The sequence below is a fragment of the Acrocarpospora pleiomorpha genome (genome assembly GCF_009687885.1).
Lineage (GTDB): Bacteria > Actinomycetota > Actinomycetes > Streptosporangiales > Streptosporangiaceae > Acrocarpospora > Acrocarpospora pleiomorpha.
The window spans coordinates 6,867-27,916 of the sequence record NZ_BLAF01000086.1; the positions used below are offsets into that span (position 1 = coordinate 6,867).

The following is a 21,050-nucleotide window of genomic DNA, read 5'->3' on the forward strand; positions in this document are numbered from 1 at the left end:
GGCCGCAGCCGCCGTACCAGATCGAGCAGGGCGCCGAAGTCCGCGCCGCCCATCATGACGTTGATCGACAACACCCGCAGCGACGTGCCGGCGGCCGGCGCCTGGTCGGCGGCCAGCGCGCGCGGCGTCACCTGCGCCAGCAGGCCCACCGCCGCGAGCAGCCCCACCACGGCCGCGGCCCGCGCCCGGGCCAGCGCCGCCGCCAGAACCGCCACAAGAGCCCCAACCGCCACGTACGGCGTAGCGGTGCTCGCCATCACCCCAAGCACGCCGAATCGCAACCCGGCGACCTGGAACAGTGCCCAGGCCGCGCACGGCACGACCAGGAACCAGGCCAGCCGCCGTCGCGCCCGCCGGTTGTCGCGACTCGGGGTCGCGATGACGCCCCCCACCTCGATGACGTCCGACTCGACCACTCTCCTCCCGCTCTGCTCATGACCCTAACCAGCGTGACGGCGCCGGTCGGCAGTGGTTGTGTGCGGATTCGGTGCAGGTTAGGCCAGTTGTTCCAGCGGCTCGCCCCGCAGGACGGCGCGGGCTCGCCTGGCCAGCCGCCGGGTGGCGTCGTCGGTCGGCTCGGGGATCCGGGCCAGCGGATACCAGCGCAGGTCGAGCGATTCGTCGCTGATCACGGCTTCGGCCTCGGGCGGGGCGATCGCGCCGTACTCGACGTCCAGATGCCAGCAGCGCGGCGGATGGCACCACACCTCATGCCGATCCAGCGCCAGCGGCCCGGGCAGCAGGGTCAGCCCCTCGATGCCGGACTCCTCCCACGCCTCGCGCAGCGCGACGGCCGCCAGGGAGGTGTCGCCGGGCTCGCAGTGGCCGCCCATCGGCAGCCACATCCCGGCCTTGGGATGCAGGGTGAGCAGGATCTTCTCGCCGTCATGCGACAGCACCGCGGTGGTCGCGGTCAGGTGGCCGGGCACGCAGGCCCGCCACATCGCATCGTCATGATCGGCCAGATGGGCCAGGAATTCCTTCCGGAGCAGTTCTTCCGCCTCGGTGGGAGCAACCCACCCATCTAGTACGGCTACCGCGTCTGTGTGCAAAGTCACCCAGAAAGCCTACTCTGCGTCATCATTCGGCTTCTCTCCGGGTTCCTCGTCCAGCATGCTCAGGTCGAATTCGGCCTCACCCTTCACGAATCCGGACGGATCATCCAGGTCCGCGGGCGTCGGCATGAGATCCGGGTGCCGCCACACCGCGTCCCGCCCGTCCAGGCCGCGCTCCGCGCCGAGCGAGCGCCACAGCGTGGCCGCCTCGCGCAGCCGCCGGGGGCGCAGTTCCAGGCCGACCAGGGTGGCGAAGGTCAGCTCGGCGGGACCGCCGGTCGCGCGGCGGCGCCGTACCGTCTCGCCGAGGGCGGCGGCCGAGGGGAGCTTGCCGTCGGCGGCGGCGTCCACGACGGTCGACACCCAGCCCTCGACCAGCGCGAGCGCGGTCTCCAGGCGGACCAGGGCGGCCTTCTGCCGCTCGGTCTCCTCCGGCTTGAGCAGGTCGCCGCCGCTCAGCAGCTCCTGCAGCTGCTCGGGGTTGCTGACATCCACCGCGCGGAGCTTGTCCTCCAGGGCGGCGACGTCCACGGTGATGCCCCGGGCATACTCCTCCACCGCGCCGAGCAGGTGGCCGCTCAGCCACGGCACGTGCTGGAACAGGCGGTGATGGGCCGCCTCGCGCAGCGCCAGGTAAAGCCTGATCTCCTCGGCGGGCGTCTCCAGGCCCTCGCTGAACGCGGCGACCCCGCCGGGCAGCAGCGCGGCCGTGTCCGACAGCGGCAGGCCGATGTCGGTGGAGCCGATCACCTCGCGGGCGAGCGTGCCGAGGGCCTGGCCGATCTGCTGGCCGACCATCATGCCGCCCATCTGCTTCATCATGCCCATCAGCGGCCCGGCCATGGCCTGCGCCTCGGCGGGCAGCCCGGAGGCGCCCAGCGTGCCGCTCATGGTCTCGACCATCCGCGCCGCGACCGGATCGCACAGCTTCTGCCAGACCGGGGTGGTCTTCTCAATCCACTCCGATCTGCTCCACGCCTGCGGATTCGACACGCCGCTAGGCAAAGTCGTGGCCTCATTCAGCCACAGATCGGCCAGATTGAGGGCGTCGACGATCTGTCGTCGCTCGCCTTCCATCACACTGGGATCACCACCTTCGGCGAGCACCGCGTGCCTGGCGATGTTCTTGGCCATGTCCCAGTTGACAGGCCCGGAACTTTGCGGCGCCGACAGCATGTCGGCGAACTGCCGCATCGCCGCGGCCATCTGCTCCGGGTTGCCGAACATGGCGAACGGATTCTCGTTGGGGTCGTTTTCGCGACCTGGCAGGTCAGTCACCGCGCCACCTCGTGCAGGATGGAGGAGTCCACATCCGCCACGTTATCCGTCGTGGGGCGGATCAGTGCAAAGTGAGGACCTCGTGCCGACCTCGAAACGCCATCGTCCGCCCGTCGTCGCCGTCACCGGCGCGGCCTCCGGGATAGGCAGGGTGTTCCTCTCGAAGGTCGCCTCGTCTGCGGATTTCCGCCGCGTCGTGGCCATCGACGACCAGCGCGGCGACGTCCCCGACGTCACCTGGCGGGTCCTCGACATCCGAGATCCGCTCTTGGCGAACCGGATCTCCGACGTCGACGTCCTGGTACATCTGGCGGGCGACTTCGGGCTGGACGCCGAACCGGTCGAGCGCCGGGCGTACAACATCAGAGCCGCCCAGACCGTGCTGACCGCCTCAGCGGCGGCGCGGGTGCGCCGCGTCGTGCTGGTCACCAGCGCGATGGTGTACGGCGCCGCCGCCGACAACCCCGTCCCGCTGGCCGAGGATGCCCCGGTGGCGGCCGAGCCGGACACCGGCGTGGTCGGCGACTACCTGGAGATCGAGTCGCTGGCCCGCCGGGCGCTGCGGGTGCATCCCGGGCTCGAGGTGACCGTGCTCCGGCCGGCCGCCCTGGTCGGGCCCGACGTGGACACCGTGGTCACCCGGCACTTCGAGGCGCCCCGGCTGCTGGTGGTCAAGGGCTGCCTGCCGCGCTGGCAGTTCTGCCACCTCGACGACCTGGTCTCCGCGCTGGAGCTGGCCGCGCTCGGCCAGGTCACCGGCGTGGTCGCGGTCGGCTCCGACGGCTGGCTGGAGATGGAGCAGGTGGAGGAGGTGTCCGGGCTGCGGCGTTTCGAGCTGCCGGCCGGGCTCACCTTCAGCACCGCCCAGCGGCTGCACCGGCTCGGTGTCACCCCCGTACCCGCCACGGATCTGCACTACGTGGTCTATCCGTGGGTGGTGGCCACCACCGCGCTGCACCAGGCGGGCTGGAAACCGGCCTGGAGCAACGAGGCCGCGCTGCAGGAGCTGCTGTCGCTCCGCGAGGGCAAGCACGCGGTCGTCGGCCGCCGCCTGTCCGGCAAGGACGCCACCATCACCGCCGCCGGAGCCACCGTCGCCGTCATCGGCACGGCGGCGATCGTGCGCGCGGCCCGCCGCAAGAAGAGGATTTAGACTCGGCGCGTGGACGTCATCCGGTTGGTGGAGATCCGTGACACCGCCCTGTCGGTGGACGAGGTGCTGCGCGCGGTCGGCGATCACGCCGCCGGGGGCACGACGCTGTTCATCGGCACCGTGCGGGAACAGGATGAGGGCAGGCCGGTCACCCGGCTGTCCTACTCCGCGCATCCGAGCGCCGAGGCCGAGCTGCGCCGGGTCGCCGAGAAGGTGGCCGCCGACTTCCCTGTGACCGCGCTGGCCGCGGTGCACCGGGTCGGTGACCTGGAGCTGGGCGACCTCGCGGTGATCGTGGCGGTGGCCTGCGCGCATCGGGCCGAGGCGTTCGCCGCGTCCCGGCGCTTGATCGACGACCTCAAACGTGAGGTTCCCATCTGGAAGAACCAGCTGTTCGCCGACGGCTCAGCGGAGTGGGTCGGCGCCTGCCAGGGGTCATGAACGAATAGAGTTTCCGCATGTCCCGACGTGCTCTCACCTTAATCGTGGCGGGTTTCCTGACGCTCACGCTGGCCGTTGGCGGCGCCATGCTGCCGGTGCCGTACGTGGTGCTGAGCCCTGGGCCGACCGAGAACACCCTTGGCGACGTTAAGGGCAAACCTGTCATCAACGTGCAAGGCAGGCAGACCTACGCCACCAGCGGCATGCTCAGCCTGGTCACCGTGGCCTACCAGGGCGGTCCTGGCAACCGGATCGGGTTGCTGACCGCGCTGCGCGGCTGGTTCGACTCCACCATCGCCGTGGTGCCGGAGGAGACGATCTTCCCCAAGGAGCGGTCGGTCAAGGAGGTCGAGGAGCAGAACACCGCCGAGATGGCGGGCTCCCAGGACACCGCGACCGCGGCGGCGCTGAACCAGCTGAAGCTGCCGGTGGAGGACGTGGTCAAGGTGTCCACCGTGGACAAGGGCACGCCCGCCGACGGGAAGCTGCTGCCGGGAGACATGATCGTCGCGGTGGACGGCACACCGACCGCCGACCCCGACGCCGTCGTGGCCGCCGTGCAGAAGCACAAACCGGGCGAGAAGATCGTGTTCACGGTCGAGGGCCGGTCGGCCAAGACCGATGTCACCGTGGTCAGCGCGGCCGCCAAGGACGGCAAGGCCGTCGTCGGGGTGCGGATGGGGATGAGCTACAAGTTCCCCTTCAAGGTGGACTTCAGCGTCGGGGACGTGGGCGGGCCGAGCGCCGGTCTGATGTTCTCGCTGGGGATCTACGACAAGCTCACCCCCGGGGCGCTCACCGGTGGCAAGAACATCGCGGGCACCGGCACCATGCGGCCCGACGGCCAGGTGGGCCCGATCGGCGGCATCGAGCAGAAGATGGTGGGCGCCCGCAAGGCCGGGGCCACGATCTTCCTCACGCCCGAGTTGAACTGCGCCGCGGCGCTGGGCGCGGTCCCCGACGGGCTGCGGCTGGTCAAGGTGAAGAACCTGGATGGGGCGATCAAGGCGCTGGACGCGCTGCGTACCGGGTCCGGGACCGTCCCCGCCTGCTCCTGAAAGCTTTACCCTTCGCGGATCGCCGTCCACAGGGGAGGCTCTATCCACAGGGCCGGTCCAGAAATCACAGCCGGGCTTTTCGCGGTGTAGGTTGCCAGGCACGGACCGTTGTGCTCTCTGAGATTTATTAAGGGGTTGGCGTTGAGCTTCCGGAGCCCCGGAGCCGGTCGGGCGATGCGCTTGCCCCGCCGGCCGCGACTGCTCATTCCCGTCGCGATCACCCTCGTGGTGCTCGTGGTGGCACTGTTCATCTTCGCTGGGATCTACACCGATTACCTGTGGTTCGACTCGGTCGACTTCACGCCTGTTTTCTCCACCATGCTGCTCACGCAGATCCTGCTGTTCCTGGCGGGGGCTGTGCTGATGGTCGGCATCGTGGGCGGGAACATGGTGCTCTCCCATCGGATGCGGCCCATGTTCGGCCCCGGCATGTTCGGCAACGCCCAGGGCGCCGATCGTTACCGGCTGGCCGTCGATCCGCACCGCAAACTGGTCTTCCTGATCGGCATGGCCATCCTCGGCCTGTTCGCCGGCTCCTCCACGGCCGGGCAGTGGCGCACCTGGCTGCTGTTCCAGAACGGCACCCCGTTCGGGCGGACCGACGCCGAGTTCAACCTGGATCTGTCGTTCTTCATGTTCACCTATCCGTTCCTGCGGATGGTGCTGAACTTCCTGTTCACCGCCGTGATCCTGTCGATCATCGCGGCCGCGCTGGTGCACTACCTCTACGGCGGGTTCCGGATCCAGACCCCCGGCGGCGTGCACGCCTCCCGGGCGGCCCGTTCCCACCTGTCCGTCCTGCTCGGCGTCTTCGTGCTGCTCAAGGCGGGGGCGTACTGGCTTGATCGGTATGGTCTGGTCTTCTCCGACCGGGGCAAGGTCTTCGGGGCGTCGTTCACCGACATCAACGCGGTGCTGCCCGCCAAGGGCATCCTGGCGATCATCTCGCTGATCTGCGCCGGGCTGTTCTTCGCCGGGGTGATCCGGCCGGGCGGCATGCTGCCCGGGGTGGCGCTGGGCCTGCTCGTGCTGTCGGCCGTGCTGATCGGCGGCGTCTACCCGGCGCTGGTCGAGCAGTTCCAGGTCAAGCCCAACCAGCAGGCCAAGGAGCAGGAATACATCAAGCGAAATATCGACGCGACGCGTAACGCGTATGGGGTCGATACCGCCGTGGTGACGCAATACAGCGCGAAGACCGACGCGTCCGAGGCCGTGCTGCAGAGCGAGTCGGCGGCCATTCCCGGCATGCGCCTGCTCGACCCCAGCCTGCTGTCCCCGACCTACCAGCAGAAGCAGCAGATCAGGGGTTACTACCAGTTCCCCGAGCAGCTCGACATCGACCGCTACCCCACGGCGGACGGCAAGTTCCGCGACACCGTCGTGGCCGTCCGCGAGATGGGCCTGCCGCCGAACGAGCAGCGCAACTGGATCAACGATCACCTCGTCTACACCCACGGCTTCGGCGTCGTCGCCGCGCCCGGCAACGCGGTGGACGGCAGCGGCGTGCCCAACTTCAGCGAGAAGGACATCCCGCCGACCGGCAACCTGGGCAAATACGAGCCGCGGGTGTACTTCGGGGAGAGTTCCCCCGAATACTCCATCGTCGGCGGCCCCAACGCCACCAACCCGGTCGAACTGGACTACCCCGAGCAGGGCGGCAGCGGCCAGAAGAACAACACCTACACCGGCCAGGGCGGCGTCCCCATCGGCGGCGTCTTCACCCGCTTCCTCTACGCCCTGAAGTACGGCGAGACCAACCTGCTGCTCAACTCCAACATCAACGAGAACTCGCGGATCATGTACATCCGCAAGCCGATCGAGCGCATCCAGCAGGTCGCGCCGTTCCTCACCCTGGACCGGGATCCGTATCCGGCCGTGGTCGGCGGGCGGATCGTGTGGATCGTGGACGCGTACACGACCTCGGACGCGTACCCGTATTCCGAGCCCAAGAGCCTCGAAGAGCTCACCACCGACGTCTCCACCTCGCGCCTGGCCGTGCCGCAGGTGCCGCGGGACATCATCAACTACATGCGCAACTCGGTGAAGGCGACCGTGGACGCCTACGACGGCACCGTCACCCTCTACGAGTGGGACTCCAAGGACCCGGTCCTGAAGACCTGGCAGAAGGCGTTCGGCGGGATCATCAAGCCGACCGCGCAGATCTCCGAGGAACTGCGCAACCACCTGCGCTACCCGGCCGACCTGTTCAAGGCCCAGCGCGAGATCCTCACCCAGTATCACGTCACCAACGCCAACGCCTTCTTCAGCGGCCAGGACTTCTGGAAGGTCCCCGAGGACCCGGCCACCAAGAAGAGCAAGCAGCCGCCGTACTACGTGACCATGAAGATGCCCGGCAGCACCGAACGGTTCTCGCTGACCACCACGTTCGTGCCCAACGGCCGCCAGAACATGGCCGCCTTCATGGCCGTCGACGCGACCGCGGGCGCCGACGCGAAGCTGGAGATCCTGCAACTTCCCAGCAATACCGCCATCCAGGGCCCGCCACAGGCGCAGAACACGTTCCTGTCCAACACCACGGTCTCGCAACAGCTGAACCTGCTGCGCGGCACCGGCGGCGCCACCGAGGTGCTGTACGGCAACCTGCTCACCCTCCCCTTCGGCGGCGGCCTGCTCTACGTCGAGCCGGTCTACGTCCAGCCGAAGGAGGAGACCTCGGGCCGCTTCCCGACGCTGCAGAAGGTCCTGGTGCTGTATGGCGAGAAGGTGGGCTTCGGCAACAACCTCGAAGACGCCCTGAAACAGGTGTTCGGCGGGGCTACCACCACGCCTTCCACGAACCAGCCGGAGACCACCAACCCTGAGCAGACGGAGAACACCACTCCCCAGGCCGCGACCCTGGCTCAGACCGTCGACAAGGCTCAGAAGGCCTACAACGACGCCCAGGCGGCCCTGACCGCCAACCCGCCCGACTGGGCGGCGTACGGAACCGCACAGGCGGCTCTGAAGAAGGCGCTGGAGGAACTCGCCGCTCTCCAGAGCGCCGCGCCGACGACGCCCGCGTCCGCCTCACCGTCACCATCACCTTCGGCCTCACCGAGCGCGTCTCCGGTGGCCGCGGCTTCGGGCGGGCCGTGACACATCGACCGGGTCCCGGCGTCTCAGCGTGAGCCGGCGGACCTGATGCCGAACGGGACCCCCGCATCGACTTCGGTGCGGGGGTTTCGTATTCGGTTTGCTTAGCCTCCCGGCTGTGGATACAGTTAAGACACACACCAACGCGGGGTGGAGCAGTTCGGTAGCTCGCTGGGCTCATAACCCAGAGGTCGCAGGTTCAAATCCTGTCCCCGCTACTCATACGAAGGGCCCTGGTCATCGACCAGGGCTCCTTTGCTTTGTGTGCCCAGCATGGGCGATCGCTTGGGTGAGAGTCAGGGCGAGGGACCTCACCCTCCTGCGCGATTCCGGGGCAGCAGGGGATCACTGGGAGATTCCAAGGCGGTCCCCGGATGCTCGGCCTGCCCGTTGGGCTTGACCTGGGATGCTCGATCAGGGCAGCGAACTGGAACCCTGCGATCCCTTTTGGGGCGTGTCGAGCATGAGATCCCAGGAACCTGACGGGCGTGAGAAGGGCCCGGGCCAGGAGGCCCGGGCCTGAGGTGAGGGCTCGGTTAGGCGCGCGCTAGGGCGGCGCGGAGGCGGGCGGATGCACGTTCGGCCTGCCGGCGTGCCTTCTGCACGCTCCTTACTCGGCTGGCGATGCTGTGCTCCGCGGCCTCCTGGTGGAGCCCTCGTATTCGTTCGTCTACCAGATCTTTGTAGATGGACGAGGCGGCGAGGGTCTGGATGCTCATGGCGGGTTCTGCTTTCTGTGGAAGTACGTGGTCGGGGGTCAGGCGGCGACGGGAGTCTTGCGGGGACGCCCGCGCGGCCGCTTCCGGGGAACGATGGCTCCCCGCAGGATGAGTTCGCCGCCCCAGACGCCCCACGGCTCCTCGCGCTCAAGCGCGCGGGCCAGGCAGGCCTCTCGGATCGGGCAGCCTCCGCAGAGCGCCTTGGCGAACTCCACGTCCTCCGGAGACTCGGCGAACCACAGGTCGGGCTCGGTACGACAGGGGATCTCGGCTTCGATCAGGTCCATGACCGGGGCCGCCATCTGCGTCACCTTCTTTGAGATTGGTTTGGTCGGATGTCCTCTTCGATGCGGGGATACGTGGCCGGACAAACAAGAAGGCCGCGGATCCGGTGTGCGGATCCGCGGCCTGGAGAGTGGAGACCGGTCAGGTTGTGACTGGTTCTCTCCAGGCATATTGCGGACCCTGCACTCCGCCATTGGCGGTGTGGCTGGTCGGTGCGTCGCCCATCAGGCGGTCCGTGAAGACCGGGACATAGGCGGACGCGGGAGCGTGGGCGGGCACAAGGGTGGCGCCGTTGAACGCTTCCGGACGGAAGGCCTTCTCCTGGCGCAGTTTCGCTTGCGCGGCACCCGCACGCGCGGTGGCGAGCCACGACGGCGATGACATGTTGATGCTCTCCACTGGGCTCACCTCCACTCGAATGCGATTCGCCGGACAGGACCGTCCGACTGGCTTGTGCATGACCCTAAACGGGAACCCGACAACCGGGCAACCTATTTTCTACCTGGGAATATACGGCTAGCCGAACAGGAACAAGCCGTGCCGCGCCGACCGCGGGCCGATTTCCGCTGACAGCCCAGGTAGTGCGGCATCCGCGCAGCTGAGGGCCGATAGCGGACAACTCACACCCCGGTATGTAACAGTTCAGCCACGGGCTTCGGCAGCGATAACCGGAGTCAGGAGGAAGGCGTTCAGCGTCGTGGCCACGTTGCTGGGCGTGCCGGCGGCGGTGCTCGCTCAGACGTGTCAGTTCATGGGCGACTGGGCGATTGGAGCAGATCGCCCAGGACCCGAATCATGCATTCCCGCTCCACAGACACCGCCAGGTCTCCCGGAGGCGTGAAGTCGGCCTGACGGGCTCGCGCACCGGCAGGTACGGCGGGCATCTGTGGCGTCGCTGACCCAGATCACCGACGGGGTGGACGTGATCTACGCGTGCATCCCGTGGTGGAGGGCCGACCTCCCCACGTGGTTATGGGCGAGGTGCCCGGCGGTCCCGCCGTTCTTCGAGTTCTTTCGTGCTCACCGGGATGAGCATCGGCTGACCGGCCACACCGAACATCGTGACGACGAACGCGGTTTCGGCGTCCGGGAGGTTGTTGCCGTCCTGGTAGTGGATGACGTCGCCGCCGGGCTCCCAGAACGTCTCTCCGGCCTTGACGATCCGCTGTGGGTCGCCTTCCAGCTCGAAGATCATCTCGCCTTTGATCACGTACCCGAACGCGGGACCGGTGTGGCGGTGCGGCGGGGAGCCCTCGCTGCCCGGTGGCAGAGTGATCAGGATCGTCATCGCCTCGGCGTTGTCGGGCACCGGCGGCGCGGGCACCGACGAGACGAGTTCCAGCTTCGGCGGCGGCGTGGTCGCGTTGGGGTTCTCGAGGTGATGCGAATGTTCGATGCCCATGGCTTCCTCTCTGTCGGCTGTGGAAGTACGGCGGCTTCACCTACGGCTGTCGAGCGGCGTGCGGTCTACCTCAGCCAGTCGGTGCAGTGGGTGGGGGCGCCGTTCTTGGCGGTGAGGACGTCGGCCCCGGTGGACAGCGAATGCGGCACCGCCTCGTGCCCGGCCGCGTTCAGGGCCTGTACGACCTGTGACCCGATCAGCCCGGTTCCGCCAATGACTGCGAGCTTCATGGCACGTCTCTTCCCTGATAATCCCTGCCCACTAACCCGGATATCCGTTATCCGAGATAAAACTCGGACATTTCGTGACCGAGTTGATAAGAGCGGATTAGAGCAAAGAAATGAAGAGCGGCTATTCGTCTGCCGTGACCTGGATGATCGTCTTGCCGGGGGTGCGCTGGGTGGGCGCGAATGCGGAGGGCGCCTCGGCGAGTGTTCGCACGGCCCCGACGATCGGGCGGAGACGGCCGTCCCGGAGTCGCCGGGCCAGGTCGGCGAGCCGGACGCGATCAGGTTCGACGACGAAGAAGATCGCCTGACCGTCTCGGGGCCGGACCGTGGGTGGGGATGCGATGGTGACCAGCGTGCCGCCAGCGCGCACCAGCGCGGCCGAGCGGGCCAGGATGTCGCCGCCGATCACGTCGAACACCAGGTCGACCTGACCGGCGTCGTCCAGGGGATCGGCCTGCAGGTCCAGGAAGGCATGCGCGCCAAGACCGAGTGCTATGTCCCTGTCGCCCGCCCGGCCGGTGCCGATCACTCGGGCTCCCGCCTCGCGTGCGAGTTGCACCGCGAGAGAACCGACACCGCCCGCGGCGCCGTGGATCAGGACGGTCTGGCCGGTGGCGAGGCGGCCGTGGTCGAACAGGCCCTGCCATGCGGTCAGTCCTGAGATCGGCAGTGCGGCGGCCACGGTGTGGTCGATGTCGGCCGGCAGCGGCGCGAGGTTGCGGGCCTCCACCGCCACGTACTCAGCCAGCGAGCCGTTGCGGGTCCAGTCGGTCAGCCCGAACACCCGCTGGCCGAGGGTCAGGCCGGTGGTTCCGTACCCCAACTCGGCGACGACACCCGACACCTCGTGCCCGGGCACGCTCGGCGTCCGGTCGCGGCCCGCGCGATCGGACCACGTTCCCGGCCAGTCGAGCTCTCCGGGGGTGAACCCGGCGGCGTGCACCCGCACGATGACGTCGTTCTCGGCGGCGTGGGGATAGGGCTCCTCCGTCAGGGAAAGCCCGGCCAGACCGGCGGCGCGGTCTCGAACGGTGATGGCTCGCATGACAGGTCCTAGCGGAGAGTGCGTGTTCGGCCAGCTCAGAGCCAGCTTACGCGGATCATGCACTCCTGCACGACGGACACGAATGACCACAGCGACAACCGCTCACCCAGCAGAGCCCGCGATGGCCCCGAGCGCTCTGCCCAGAACCCGCCCAGGTGGGCACGTCCAGGTGCCCGCAAGCCTGCTCCGCTCTCCCAATCGCGGAGTTACCAGCGGTCCCCGCCCACCTGAGCGGTACTCAGACAAATTGCGTTCTCGTACTCATTACGGTGGGGGCAGTGGAGCAGACACTCGGTGCCATGGGGATCGAATCACCGAATGGCGGATCAGTAACGGACGATCCTGACAACAGTGGGTCCGGGCGCCACACCATCAATAGCTTCGCCGTGGCCTCCCTCGTGAGTGGGCTGTGTAGCCTGATTCCGTTTCCGGGAGCGGTGATCTTGGCGTACTCCGGCGCTGATGCGATCACGGAGATCATCCGGCCGGTGCTGTTTCCTGTGCTGTTCCCGGGGGCGAGCCTGCTGGGGATCGTCACCGGCCATGTCGCCCGGCACAAACTCAGATGGGAGTACGGGCAAGGTGCGCGCATGGCGCTCCGCGGCCTCGTACTCAGCTACCTGACCCTCATCGGCGGGGTGCTGTGTATCGCAGGAGTCATTTGGGCGCTCAGCCAATTTAGCTGATCAGCCAAGCGCCGCCCTTCTGACGTCGAAAGCTGGGCGGTTGCGGCGTTTGGGAGAATGGCCCGCGTGAGGATTCGCGCCGTGGTGGCTCCGCTGGTCAGTGGTGCGACCTACCGGCGCGGTGTGCATCTGCTGCTCGGCGGGGTGCTGCTGCTGCCGTACCTGCTGGTGGGCACCACCTTCGCCCAGATGTTGAGCATGTCCGAGACGCCGCGCGCGCCGACCCTGGTGGTGCTGGTCCTGGCGGTCGTGGTGGGCTTGGTGCCGCCGTTCCTTCGAGGCACGCGCGCCCTCGAGATCGTGGCCGCGCGGTCACTGCTCGGCGTCCCGCTGCCGGATCCTCCGGTGACTGCCGAACAGGGGCGTGAGACGCGGCTGCGCGCGGCGCTGTGGTTCTCCGTGCACCTGGCGATCGGCGGGCTGGTGGGGGCGCTGCTGCTGATCCCGCTGGTGATGGGAGTGATCCTCGTCGCGCAGCAGTTCGGCGTCGCGGGCGGGACGCTCGTGGGGTTTCAGCTGGGGCCGCTGACCGAGCATGACTCGGTATGGCTGGCGCTGCTCGGCGTGGCCATGCTGGCCGGCGTCGTGTACGCCGTGGCGGGGCTCGGCTCGCTGGCGGCGGTCATGGCGCCCGTGCTGCTCGGGCCGTCTCCTGCCGAGCGCATCGCGGCGCTGGAGGCGCGGGCCGCGCGGCTGGCCGAGCGCAACCGGCTGGCCCGCGAGCTGCACGACTCCATCGGGCACGCGCTGACCGTCACCACGCTGCAGGCGGCGGCCGCGCGGCAGCTGCTCGACACCGACCCGGCGTTCGCGCGCGAGGCCCTGGTCGCGATCGAGGACACCGGGCGGGCGGCCGCGGCGGACCTCGACCGCGTGCTGGGGATGCTCCGCGAAAGCGAGCGCGCGGACCACACGCCGCGTCAACGGCTCGTGGACGAGGCCCAGCCGCACGGGCTCGCCGGCCTCGGCCGCTTGGTGGCGTACTCGCGCGGGACCGGCGTCGAGGTGGGCGTGCAGGTCAGCGGTTCCTTGGACGAGGTGCCCGCGCCGGTCTCGCTGGAGGGCTACCGCATCATCCAGGAGAGCCTCACGAACGTGCTGCGCCACGCGGGGCCGGTGCAGGTCGCCCTGCGGGTCGCCGTGGACGGGCGTACGCTCACGATCGACGTGGCCAATCCCGTCACGGGTTCGGATTCGCGGCGGGAAGGCGGCAGGGGGCTGGACGGCATGCGCGAACGCGTCACGCTGCTGGGGGGAGCCATGACGGCCGGGCTGGAGGGCGGGCAGTGGCGGGTCTCGGTACGGCTGCCGGTGGGGGAAGCGCCGTGACGATCCGGGTGGCGGTCGTGGACGACGAGGAGCTGATCCGGGTCGGGTTGCGGGTGATCATCGGCGCGCAGCCCGATCTGGAGGTCGTCGGCGAGGCCGCCGACGGGGCCGAGGTCATGGCGACGGTGGCCCGCACCCGGCCCGACGTGCTGCTCATGGACGTGCGGATGCCCGCCATCGACGGCATCGAGGCGACACGCCGGCTGCTCACCGCGTCGAGCGCACCGCCCAGGGTGCTGGTCGTCACCACCTTCGAGAACGACGACTACGTGTACGAGGCGCTGCGCGCGGGCGCGAGCGGGTTCCTGCTGAAACGCGCCCGCCCGGCGGAGGTCGTCGAGGCGGTCCGGGTGGTGGCCGGCGGGGAATCGCTGGTGTTCCCGGCCGCGATCCGGCGCCTGGCCGGTTCGTACGGCGGTGACGGGCCGGGCGGCGGAGCGGCCGCCGAGCAGCTCCGCCGCGCCCGGCTGACCGAGCGCGAAGAGGAGGTCCTGCAGCTCATGGCAGCGGGCCTGTCCAACGCGGAGATCGCCGCGCGGCTGGTGGTGGGCGCGGAGACGGTCAAGACTCATGTCGGCAACGTGCTGACCAAGCTCGGCGCCCGCAACCGCACCCAGGCCGTCATCGCCGCCTACGAGTCCGGTTTCGTCAGCCCCGTCGGCTGAGGGGTCACTCGAGGCGGGAGACGATGTGGTCGCACAGGCCGTCCAGGGCGTCGCGTGCCACGGACGCGGGCAGCGAGCGCAGGGCCTGCTTCGCCTGGTTCGCCTGGTTCGCGTAGCGTTCCGCTTCCGTCCGGGTCTGCGCGACGCCTGGGGAGCGGCTGAGCAGGCGTGCGGCGGTGGCCAGCTCGCCGGCGTCCGTGATGGGTCCGGAGGCGAGCATCTTCCGCAGCAGCGCGGAGTCCTTGCCCGTTCGCGTGAGATCCTTTCGGATGGGTTTGCGGCGGCGAAGGGCCCGCAGCACCGGCAGGGTGGCGACGCCCTGCCGCAGGTCGGCACCCGCGGGCTTGCCGGTCTGGCCGGACGTTCGCGTCACGTCCAGCACATCGTCGGAGAGCTGGAACGCGATGCCGAGCGCCTCCCCGTACGTCCCGAGGGCCGTGGTGACGTCGTCAGGCGCGCCGGAGGCACGGGCCCCGAGCCGGGCGGCGAGCGCGAACAGGGCCGCCGTCTTGTCAGCGATCACGCTCAGGTAGTACCGCTCCGGATCGGATCGCGGTCCGGCGCCCACGGTCTCGCGGAGCTGCCCGGTGACGAGCCGGGTCAGCATGCGGGCCTGCTCCTCGACCGCGCCGGTGCCGAGCGGCGCGGCCAGTTCCGCGGCCTTGGCCACCAGGTAGTCCCCCGCGAGGATGGCGACCCGGTTGCCCCACCGGACGTTGACGCTCGGCACCCCACGGCGCGTGGTGGCCTCGTCCATGACGTCGTCGTGGTACAGCGACGCGACGTGCATGAGTTCCACGGCCGCCGCCGCGCGGACGACGGCAGGGCGGTCGTAACCGGGGTCGCCGAAACGCGCGGCGAGCAGGACGATCGCCGGGCGCACCCGCTTGCCGCCCGCCGCGAGCAGGTGCGTGGCGACGGTGGTGAGAAACGGGTCGCCGGGGCTGTGCAGCGTGGCGCGCAGCAGGTCGTCGACGGCGGCCAGCGACCGGCGCGTCCAGTCGGCGAGGACGTCGTCGGAGATGGTCCACATACCCGCTCAGCCCTGCCAGCGGCCGGCCATGGCGAGCACGGCCACCGCCACCGCCAGCAGGACGGCCGCGAAGACCGGCGCGCCGACCTGGGGCGTGAGGCCGCGCAGCAGGCTGACCTGTCCGTGGCGGTCGTTGGTCCCGAACGGGAACCCCGTGCCGGTGATCGTCCAGACGAGCGCGACGACGCCGTAGGTAGCGGCCCAGATCGCCGCCGCGTGGCCGACCCATCCGGCCCGCCGTCCGAGCGGCCCGGCGGAGGGCGCGTGCTCCGTGGCGGCAGGCGGGGTGTGGGATAAGAATGACAAGATGCCCCCTTGGTGGAAGTACCAGGAAATCGGTACTTCCAACGCTCCCGCCGGGACAGCGGCGCCGACTCCCCACGGAATGGGAACCACCTCCCCCGCACGGGGGACAGAGCTAACTTACGCGGATCATGCACTCCTGCACGACGGACACCGCGAGCTCCCCGGCAGGCGTGAACATCTGGCCCTGAGCGAGTCCGCGTGCGCCCCCCGACCAGGGGGACTCCTGCGCGTACAGGACCCAGTCGTCGACGCGGAAGCGCTGGTGGAACCACATGGCGTGGTCGAGGGAGGCGCCGGTCACGTTGGAGGCGCCCCAGGCCAGGCCGTGCGCGAGCAGGACGGTGTCGACCAGGGTGAAGTCGGAGGCGTACGCGGCGAGGACGACATGCAGGAGAGGGTCGTCGGGGAGTTCGGCGTCGTAGCGGAACCAGACGTTGTTCTCGGCGCTGATCAGGCTGGGATCCTTCTGGGCTTCCCAGGTGAGCGCGTTCACGTAGCGGGCGTCGACGGCGCGGGGCTTGCTGAGCCAGTCGCGCCATTCGGGGTTGTCGCCGACGACGGCGCGCATGCGCTCCTGGAAGGGGGCGAGGGTCTCGGGGTCGGGCGCGGCGGGCATGACGACGGCCTGGTGGTGCATGCCGGGCTCGGCGATGTGGAAGGAGACCGACATGGTGAAGATGGCCTTGCCGTGCTGGATGGCCTGCACCCGGCGGGTCGTGAACGAGCGGCCGTCGCGGACGCGTTCGACGTTGTAGACGATCGGGATGGCCGGGTCGCCGGGGCGGATGAAGTAGGCGTGCAGCGAGTGCACGTCGCGGTCGTCCGGCAGGGTACGGCCCGCGGCCACCAGCGCCTGCGCCGCCACCTGCCCGCCGAAGACCCGCTGGATGCGCTCCTCGGGGGACCTCCCCCGGAAGATGTCCAGCTCGATCTGCTCCAGGTCGAGCAGGTCGAGCACCTCTTTGAGCGCCGAGTTCACACGTCCTCCCCCACCTTCCGGCACAGTTCCAGCACGGCTTGACCGTATCGGTCCAGTTTTACCCTGCCGATACCGGCTATCGAGAGTAGGGCTTCCTCGGTGGTGGGCACCCGCTCGGCGATGGCCTGGAGCGTGACGTCGGTGAAGATCACGTAGGTGGGGACCTTGGTTTCCTTGGCCATGGTGGCCCGCCAGGACTTGAGGCCTTCCAGGAGTGCTTCGTCGTAGTGGGCGGGGCAGGTCGCGCAGCGCCCGAGTTTCTGTTCCGCGGCCAGGGCGAGGGTACGGCCGCAGACGCGGCACCCGACGGGCGTGGCCATGGTGCGCCGGGGCGCTGCCGGTTGTTCGGGGCGGGGGGCGGGAGCCGTACGGGGCGAGAGGCCTTCGAGGAAGCGGGACGGGCGGCGGGCGCGGCGGGCGCCGGGGGTGCGGGCGAGGGCCCAGGAGATGTGCAGGTGCTCGCGGGCGCGGGTGACGCCGACGTAGAGCAGCCGACGTTCCTCTTCGACCTGTTCCGGGGTCTCGGCGTAGATGATCGGGAGCATGCCGTCGGTGGCTCCGACCAGGAAGACGGCATCCCATTCGAGGCCTTTGGCGGCATGCAGGGACGCCAGGGTGACGCCTTCCAGCGGCGGCGCGTGCTGCTCGCTCGCCCGGCGTTCGAGCTCGGCGACGAAGCCGGGAAGCTCGGTGCCGGTGGCCGCCATGTCCTCGGCGAGCTCTGCGAGGGCGTTCAGGGACTCCCATTTGGCCCGTGCGGTCCCCCCGGCGGGCGGTTCATGAGATAGGCCGATCCCCGCCAGAATCGCGTGTACGGCGGGCGCCAGCGGCTCCGCGTCGTTGGCCGAGCGGGCGGCCCCGCGCAGCAGCACGACGGCCTGCCGGACTTCGGGGCGCTCGAAGAACCGTTCGGCGCCGCGCACCAGGTAGGGCACCCCGGCGTCGGTGAACGCCTGCTCGTACGCCTCCGACTGGGCGTTGATCCGGAACAGCACGGCGATCTCGCGGGTGGGCACCCCGTCGGCCATCAGCTTCTTGACCGTGAGCGCGACCCCGAGCGCTTCGGCGGGCTCGTCGTCGTACTCCGAGAAGACGGGCTGCGGCCCGGGCGGGCGCTGCGCGACGAGGTCGAGCCGGTGCACCGACTTGCTCATGATCCGGTTGGCGAGGGTGACCACTTCGGGGGTGGAGCGGTAGTCGCGGACGAGGCGGATCACCTGCGCGCCGGGATGTTCCACCGCGAAGTTGGTCAGATAGTGCGGCGTGGCGCCGGTGAAGGAGTAGATGGTCTGGTTCGGGTCGCCGACCACGCACAGGTCGTCCCGGCCGCCCAGCCAGGTGTCCAGGAGCAGCTTCTGCAGCGGGTTGACGTCCTGGTACTCGTCGACGACGAAATACCGGTACTGGGAGCGGATCTGGGCGGCCACCTCGCGGTGTTCGGTCATCACGGCGGCGGTGAGTTCGAGGATGGTCTCGAAGTCGACGAGGTGGCGCGTTCTGCGCAGGTTCTCGTAGCCCTCGTAGAGGCGGGCCAGCTGGTCGGGCGGGACGGGCGTGCTGCGGCGGGCCTTGGCGGCGGCGGCCGGGTAGTCCTCGGGGCCGATCTGGGTGACCTTGGCCCATTCGATCTCGCTGGCCACGTCGCGGAGCTCGGCGCGGTCGGGGGTGCGGCGCAGCTGCCGGGCGGCCTCGATCAGCAGCGGGAGCTTGGACTCCACCACCTGGGGCGGGTCGCCGCCGATGACGCGCGGCCAGAAGTAGCTGAGCTGGCGGAGCGCGGCCGCGTGGAAGGTCCTGGCCTGCACACCGGGCGCGCCAAGCCGGCGCAGGCGCTGTTTGAGCTCGCCCGCCGCGCGGGTGGTGAAGGTGACCGCGAGCACGCTCTGCGGATCGACGCCGCCGGATTGCACCGCATGCGCGATCCGGTGGGTTATCGCACGGGTTTTCCCAGTTCCGGCCCCCGCGAGCACGCACACCGGTCCGCGCACCGCCAGGGCGACCTCACGCTGTTCCGGATCGAGACCCTCCAGAACGTCCAAATAGGGCTCCCCAACGTGCGGATGACCGGATCTGCTGGCATCATCCTTCCAGCAGCCGACCAAGTGTGTCTCAAGACCGGGTCAGCCACAGGCAAACAGGAACCGCTCGCGGGAGGAACGAGGACCTTGAGGAAAGCCTTCGGTTTCGGTGCGCTCGCGCTGGCCGCGATCATCCTCTCCTCCCCCGGGCCGGCGTCCGCGACGCCCGTCGGGGGTAGTCCCACCCCGAGTCCCACCGCGACGGCCCCCGCCTCGGTGGAGGACCGCGCCACTTTCTCGTACGGCAAGCATGTCCGCCAGCGCATGGACATCTGGTGGCGCAAGGACGGCGTCGTCCGCCCGGCCGTGTTCGTGATCCACGGCGGGTGGTGGTCCGGCGGCGACAAGAAGTTCATGACCGAGGTGAGCCGGACCTACTTCCAGCTCGGCTACGTGGTCGTCAACATCAACTACCGGCTGGCGCAGGACGCGGCCTGGCCGGCCCAGCGGACCGACGCGCTGGACTCGATCGCCACCGTCCGGCGGCACGCCGCCCAGTTCAACATGGACCCGGATCGGTATGCGTTGATCGGCTTCTCGGCCGGGGGCCACATCGGCGCGGCGGTCGGCACGTATGGGGACGGGGTTCCCGGGTTGCGCGGCGTGGTCGGCGTCTCGCCGGTGGTCTCGCCGCGGACGGCGTTCGAGGACGGCGACGAGGGCGCGGATCACGAGCAGCGCAAGTTACGCAAGGCGACCATCGCGCTGGCGGGCGGCTGCGACCCGACCGAGTGCCCGCGGATCTGGTCGAGCATGGAGGTGCCGCTGCACGCCACCCCGCAGGACGCGCCGATGTTGAGCGTGCACTCGACCGAGGAGTTCGTACCGCCGTACCAGAGTGAGATGTTGAAGCAGGCGCTGAACGAGGTCGGGGTGGCGATGAACATCCGGGCGGTTCCCGGCGTCCAGCACAGCAGCCCGCTCTACCGGGCGCCGGGCGTGGCGGAGTCGGTGCAGTCGTGGATCATCGCGCGGCTGGCCTACTGACGATCACCGGGAACATGAACGATCCTCGCCGTGTTGCCAATGTCGGCCTAAGGAAAGGGACGAACATGGCGCTCACGGTTTACACCACCACCTGGTGTGGCCCCTGCAAGCGGCTCAAGAGCCAGTTGACCCGGGAAGGCATCTCCTACCGGGAGGTCGACATCGAGCGGGAAGCGGACGCGGCCGAGTTCGTGATGAGCGTCAACAACGGGAACCGTACCGTCCCGACCGTGGTTTTTCCGGACGGGACGGCGTTCACCAATCCGTCGGTCATCGAGGTGAAGGCGCGGCTGGGGTTATAGTCACCAGTCACCGCTGAGCGTGTCGCCATACCAGGTCTCGATCAGCCGGCGGGCGATCGAGACCGGGGGCGGCAGGCGCAGGTCGCCGCTTTCCAGGGCGGCGAGGAGTTCGGCGCGGGTGAACCAGCGGGCTTCGGCGATCTCTTCGGGGTCTCGGGTGAGTTCGGTGGTGGCGGCGCGGGCGAAGAAGCCGAGCATCAGGCTGCGCGGGAACGGCCAGGGCTGGCTGCCGAGGTAGCGCGGGGCTTTGACGGTGACGCCGACCTCTTCGAGGACTTCCCGGATGACGGCCTGTTCGAGGGATTCGCCGGGTTCGACGAATCCGGCGAGTACCGACATTCGGCCTTCCGGCCACTGCGGGCCGCGGGCGAGCAGGATGCGATCGTCGTCGTCGTAGACGGCCATGATCACCGCGGGGTCGACCCGGGGGAAGTGCTGGCTGCCGTCCTGCGGGCAGGTGCGGACGTGCCCGCCCGCGGTTATCTCGGTACGGCTGCCGCATTGCGGGCAGAACTCGTGGGTGCCGTGCCAGGCCTCCAGGGCGACCGCGTAGACGAGCAGACCGGCGTCCCGGTCGCCGAGCAGCGCCCCCGCCTGCCGCAACCCCGCCACCTCCGCGCCGGATATTTCCGGAAGTTCGGCGTGAACTGCGAAATAGGCGATGTTCGTGGCGTCCACGCCGAGCAGGTATCGCTGGCCCGCGGGGGCCTGTCCAGGCGGGAGCAGGACCAGGTCCGAACCCCCCTCATGCCGCCTGACCAGGGTTTCTCCCTTGCGGACCAGCACCACTCGGGTCCTGTCTTCGGCCCAGGCACGTTCCAGCCAAGCGGTGTCCTGGCGCAGCACCGCGGACCGGTCGATCGTGCTACGCGCCAGGAGTAGTGGCCCGAGTAGGCCCTCAGAGATCTCCACAGGCTTTATCCTTC

Annotated in this window: 22 protein-coding genes, 1 tRNA gene and 1 pseudogene; 10 read left to right on the forward strand and 14 right to left on the reverse strand. The window is 69.4% G+C overall.

The genetic code is table 11. From position 1 onward, the window contains the following. From Aple_RS52555 to Aple_RS46065, 3 genes and pseudogenes are all read right to left on the reverse strand, one after another. Positions 1–416: pseudogene (locus Aple_RS52555) on the reverse strand (endonuclease/exonuclease/phosphatase family protein); the annotation flags it as partial. Positions 417–494: 78 nt separating this feature from the next. Next, positions 495–1,058 (reverse strand): NUDIX hydrolase, encoded by a 564-nt coding sequence (locus Aple_RS46060; protein ID WP_155351131.1) that lies wholly within the window; start codon positions 1,056–1,058, stop codon positions 495–497. 9 nt (positions 1,059–1,067) lie between these two features. Further along, positions 1,068–2,333: a zinc-dependent metalloprotease gene (locus Aple_RS46065; protein WP_373869714.1), complete on the reverse strand. Its 1,266-nt coding sequence runs from the start codon at positions 2,331–2,333 to the stop codon at positions 1,068–1,070. Between the two features lie 82 nt (positions 2,334–2,415). On the opposite strand from Aple_RS46065, the gene Aple_RS46070 reads away from it, so the two are divergent. The 5 genes from Aple_RS46070 to Aple_RS46090 all read left to right on the forward strand — a co-directional run bounded on the left by Aple_RS46070 (position 2,416) and on the right by Aple_RS46090 (position 8,296). Further along, on the forward strand, positions 2,416–3,486 hold the full coding sequence (locus Aple_RS46070; RefSeq protein ID WP_246265365.1) for an NAD-dependent epimerase/dehydratase family protein: 1,071 nt from the start codon (positions 2,416–2,418) through the stop codon (positions 3,484–3,486). A 9-nt stretch (positions 3,487–3,495) separates the two neighbouring features. Then, the gene (locus Aple_RS46075; protein ID WP_155351133.1) at positions 3,496–3,927 is read left to right on the forward strand and encodes a molybdenum cofactor biosynthesis protein MoaE; all 432 of its coding nucleotides are present in this window, start codon (positions 3,496–3,498) and stop codon (positions 3,925–3,927) included. A gap of 17 nt (positions 3,928–3,944) precedes the next feature. Next, on the forward strand, positions 3,945–4,985 hold the full coding sequence (locus Aple_RS46080) for a YlbL family protein (protein ID WP_155351134.1): 1,041 nt from the start codon (positions 3,945–3,947) through the stop codon (positions 4,983–4,985). A 174-nt stretch (positions 4,986–5,159) separates the two neighbouring features. Beyond that, a complete protein-coding gene (locus Aple_RS46085; RefSeq protein ID WP_155351135.1) occupies positions 5,160–8,081 on the forward strand; it encodes a UPF0182 family membrane protein in 2,922 nt (973 codons plus the stop codon). A gap of 141 nt (positions 8,082–8,222) precedes the next feature. Then, positions 8,223–8,296: transfer RNA gene (locus Aple_RS46090), tRNA-Met, on the forward strand. Positions 8,297–8,614: 318 nt separating this feature from the next. Here the strand turns inward: Aple_RS46090 and Aple_RS46095 are convergent. The 6 genes from Aple_RS46095 to Aple_RS46120 form a co-directional block, all read right to left on the reverse strand. Further along, entirely contained in the window at positions 8,615–8,797 is a 183-nt protein-coding gene (locus tag Aple_RS46095; RefSeq protein WP_155351136.1) for a hypothetical protein, read from the reverse strand. A gap of 38 nt (positions 8,798–8,835) precedes the next feature. Next, on the reverse strand, positions 8,836–9,099 hold the full coding sequence (locus Aple_RS46100; protein WP_155351137.1) for a WhiB family transcriptional regulator: 264 nt from the start codon (positions 9,097–9,099) through the stop codon (positions 8,836–8,838). 124 nt (positions 9,100–9,223) lie between these two features. Beyond that, positions 9,224–9,481: a hypothetical protein gene (locus Aple_RS46105; protein WP_155351138.1), complete on the reverse strand. Its 258-nt coding sequence runs from the start codon at positions 9,479–9,481 to the stop codon at positions 9,224–9,226. A 571-nt stretch (positions 9,482–10,052) separates the two neighbouring features. Continuing rightward, positions 10,053–10,484 carry a cupin domain-containing protein gene (locus tag Aple_RS46110; RefSeq protein ID WP_155351139.1) on the reverse strand — a complete coding sequence of 144 codons (432 nt, stop codon included), beginning with the start codon at positions 10,482–10,484 and terminating at the stop codon, positions 10,053–10,055. A gap of 65 nt (positions 10,485–10,549) precedes the next feature. Next, the gene (locus Aple_RS46115; RefSeq protein WP_218038864.1) at positions 10,550–10,714 is read right to left on the reverse strand and encodes an NAD-dependent epimerase/dehydratase family protein; all 165 of its coding nucleotides are present in this window, start codon (positions 10,712–10,714) and stop codon (positions 10,550–10,552) included. Between the two features lie 121 nt (positions 10,715–10,835). Then, entirely contained in the window at positions 10,836–11,759 is a 924-nt protein-coding gene (locus tag Aple_RS46120) for an NADP-dependent oxidoreductase (RefSeq protein ID WP_155351140.1), read from the reverse strand. A 278-nt stretch (positions 11,760–12,037) separates the two neighbouring features. Between Aple_RS46120 and Aple_RS46125 the strand changes: the two genes are divergently transcribed. The 3 genes from Aple_RS46125 (at position 12,038) to Aple_RS55245 (ending at position 14,439) form a co-directional block, all read left to right on the forward strand. Then, positions 12,038–12,445 (forward strand): hypothetical protein, encoded by a 408-nt coding sequence (locus Aple_RS46125; protein ID WP_155351141.1) that lies wholly within the window; start codon positions 12,038–12,040, stop codon positions 12,443–12,445. Positions 12,446–12,511: 66 nt separating this feature from the next. Beyond that, entirely contained in the window at positions 12,512–13,774 is a 1,263-nt protein-coding gene (locus Aple_RS55240; RefSeq protein ID WP_155351142.1) for a sensor histidine kinase, read from the forward strand. Further along, positions 13,771–14,439: a response regulator transcription factor gene (locus Aple_RS55245; protein ID WP_155351143.1), complete on the forward strand. Its 669-nt coding sequence runs from the start codon at positions 13,771–13,773 to the stop codon at positions 14,437–14,439. Before Aple_RS55240 ends, Aple_RS55245 begins: the two co-directional genes overlap by 4 nt. 4 nt (positions 14,440–14,443) lie before the next feature. Here Aple_RS55245 and Aple_RS46140 read toward each other — a convergent pair whose 3' ends face one another. The 4 genes from Aple_RS46140 to Aple_RS46155 all read right to left on the reverse strand — a co-directional run bounded on the left by Aple_RS46140 (position 14,444) and on the right by Aple_RS46155 (position 18,796). After that, complete coding sequence (locus Aple_RS46140) at positions 14,444–15,472, reverse strand: polyprenyl synthetase family protein (protein ID WP_155351144.1); 1,029 nt, start codon at positions 15,470–15,472, stop codon at positions 14,444–14,446. Between the two features lie 6 nt (positions 15,473–15,478). Next, positions 15,479–15,778, reverse strand: coding sequence for a hypothetical protein (locus tag Aple_RS46145; RefSeq protein ID WP_155351145.1), 300 nt, complete (start codon positions 15,776–15,778; stop codon positions 15,479–15,481). A 112-nt stretch (positions 15,779–15,890) separates the two neighbouring features. Continuing rightward, positions 15,891–16,757: an acyl-CoA thioesterase gene (locus tag Aple_RS46150; RefSeq protein ID WP_155351146.1), complete on the reverse strand. Its 867-nt coding sequence runs from the start codon at positions 16,755–16,757 to the stop codon at positions 15,891–15,893. Further along, positions 16,754–18,796, reverse strand: a complete 2,043-nt coding sequence (locus Aple_RS46155; RefSeq protein WP_155351147.1) for an ATP-dependent DNA helicase UvrD2 — start codon at positions 18,794–18,796, stop codon at positions 16,754–16,756. Before Aple_RS46155 ends, Aple_RS46150 begins: the two co-directional genes overlap by 4 nt. A 126-nt stretch (positions 18,797–18,922) precedes the next feature. On the opposite strand from Aple_RS46155, the gene Aple_RS46160 reads away from it, so the two are divergent. Both Aple_RS46160 and Aple_RS46165 read left to right on the forward strand, forming a co-directional pair. Continuing rightward, positions 18,923–19,822, forward strand: a complete 900-nt coding sequence (locus Aple_RS46160; RefSeq protein WP_246265367.1) for an alpha/beta hydrolase — start codon at positions 18,923–18,925, stop codon at positions 19,820–19,822. A gap of 65 nt (positions 19,823–19,887) precedes the next feature. Then, entirely contained in the window at positions 19,888–20,124 is a 237-nt protein-coding gene (locus Aple_RS46165) for a mycoredoxin (RefSeq protein ID WP_155351149.1), read from the forward strand. Here the strand turns inward: Aple_RS46165 and nudC are convergent, their stop codons facing one another. Next, the gene (gene nudC / locus Aple_RS46170) at positions 20,125–21,036 is read right to left on the reverse strand and encodes an NAD(+) diphosphatase (protein WP_155351150.1); all 912 of its coding nucleotides are present in this window, start codon (positions 21,034–21,036) and stop codon (positions 20,125–20,127) included. Positions 21,037–21,050: the final 14 nt, after the last annotated feature.